We start from the raw sequence: 1309 nt of genomic DNA, 5'->3' as shown, positions 1-1309 counted from the left end.
GTCGCCGCGACGCCGGCGATCGCGGCGCGACGGCCGCTGGCAACGGCGCCCGCGGCGCGCGAGCGCGACGTCGCGATCGTCGGTCTGGCCGGCCGCTATCCGCAGGCCGACGACCTCGACCGCTTCTGGGAAGTGCTGCGCGACGGCCGCGACTGCATCACCGAGATCCCGGCCGGGCGCTGGGACCATGCGCGGTATTTCGATGCGGACCGCAACCGCGCCGGCAAGAGCTACAGCAAGTGGGGCGGCTTCCTGTCGGACATCGACAAGTTCGATCCGCTGTTCTTCAGCATCGCGCCGAAGGAAGCCGAGCTGCTCGATCCGCAGGAGCGCCTGTTCCTCGAGACGGCCTGGCAGACCGTCGAGGACGCCGGCTACGGCCGGCAGAGCCTCGCCGGGACTCGCACCGGCGTCTACGTCGGCGTCATGTGGGGCCAGTACGAGCTCTACGGCGTCGACTCGCTGGCGGCCGGCCACGTCGGCGTGCCGAGCTCGTCGCAGGCGTCGATCGCCAATCGCGTGTCGTATTTCTTCAACCTGCACGGGCCGAGCATCGCGCTCGACACGATGTGCTCGTCGTCGCTGACGGCCATCCATCTGGCCTGCGAGGAGATCCGCCGCGGCAACATCGACGCGGCCATCGCCGGCGGCGTCAACGTCTCGGTGCATCCGCACAAGTATCTGACCCTGAGCCAGGGCAAGTTCGCCGCGAGCGACGGCCGCTGCCGCAGCTTCGGCGCCGGCGGCGATGGCTACGTGCCCGGCGAAGGCGTCGGCGCGGTGTTCCTGAAACCGCTCGAGCACGCGCTGCGCGACGGCGACCACATCTACGGCGTCGTGCGCGCGAGCAGCATCAACCACGGCGGCAAGACCAACGGCTATACCGTGCCGAACCCCAACGCGCAGGCCGAACTGATCCGCGCCGCGCTCGACCAGGCGCGCATCGCGCCGCAATCGCTCGACTATATCGAAGCGCACGGCACCGGCACGGCGCTCGGCGACCCGATCGAGATCACCGGCCTGAGCAAGGCGCTGGCGGAGACCGACGAGAGCGGCTGGCGCTGCGCGATCGGCTCGGTCAAGTCGAACATCGGCCATCTCGAATCGGCCGCCGGCATCGCCGCGCTGACGAAGGTGCTGCTGCAGCTGCGGCACGGCGCGCTCGTGCCGTCGCTGCACGCCGAGCCGGCCAATCCGCACATCGACTTCGCACGCACGCCGTTCCGCGTGCAGACCGCGCTCGCGCCGTGGCCGCGCCGCGACGGCCAGCCGCGGCGCAGCGGCATCAGCTCGTTCGGCGCCGGCGGCG

General features: G+C 71.1%; 1 protein-coding gene. It reads left to right on the top strand.

The window, feature by feature from the left end; translation table 11 throughout:
• Positions 1-1309 (top strand): type I polyketide synthase (locus tag NON22_RS24430; RefSeq protein ID WP_257389582.1); only part of this gene is annotated, 1309 nt, incomplete at both ends.

The organism is Tahibacter caeni, assembly GCF_024609805.1.
Classification (GTDB): Bacteria; Pseudomonadota; Gammaproteobacteria; order Xanthomonadales; family Rhodanobacteraceae; genus Tahibacter; species Tahibacter caeni.
Note: the sequence above shows the minus strand (reverse complement) of the source record. Positions and strands in the feature narration are given on the sequence as shown.